This window comes from Mesorhizobium sp. M7A.F.Ca.US.006.01.1.1, from assembly GCF_003997935.1.
Classification (GTDB): domain Bacteria; phylum Pseudomonadota; class Alphaproteobacteria; order Rhizobiales; family Rhizobiaceae; genus Mesorhizobium.
In genome coordinates this window covers 1-419 of the sequence record NZ_RZQL01000550.1, presented here as the reverse complement: position 1 = coordinate 419, position 419 = coordinate 1, and the positions used below count along the sequence as shown (strand labels likewise).

General features: G+C 67.8%; 1 protein-coding gene. It reads right to left on the bottom strand.

Annotation, left to right across the window (positions count from 1 at the left end):
• Nucleotides 1-419: VCBS domain-containing protein (locus tag EN943_RS37435; RefSeq protein ID WP_164778628.1), on the bottom strand; the 419-nt coding region annotated here is incomplete at both ends.

Sequence of the window (419 nt, the reverse complement as noted above, 5' to 3'; positions counted from 1 at the left end):
CGTCACCGTCGAGGCGCCGTCGCCGTTCGTATAGCTGAACGTGCCCGCCGTCGTCTCGGAATTGGTCAGGGAAGCCGAGCCGGCCGGAAGGCCGGCCTCGTCAACCGAAGTCCCAGGCGCCCCCACCCCCGGAACGGTGACCGTCGGCACATCGTTGGTGCCGTTGATGGTGATCTCGACCGTTGTCGTCGAGGTATCGCCGTCGCCATCGGTCAGCGTGTAGGTGAACGTGTCCGTCAGATGCTGGCCGGTGGTCAGCGCCTGGACCGCCGCGGCGCCGTTGTTGAGCGTGTAGCTGTAGTGGCCGTTCGCGTCGATCGTGATTGAACCGTAGCTGCCCACCACGGCCGAGCCGACATGGCCCGAGGCCGATGCAACCGTGCCCGCTTCGACGCCGGTAACCGTCGCCCCGTCCGCGC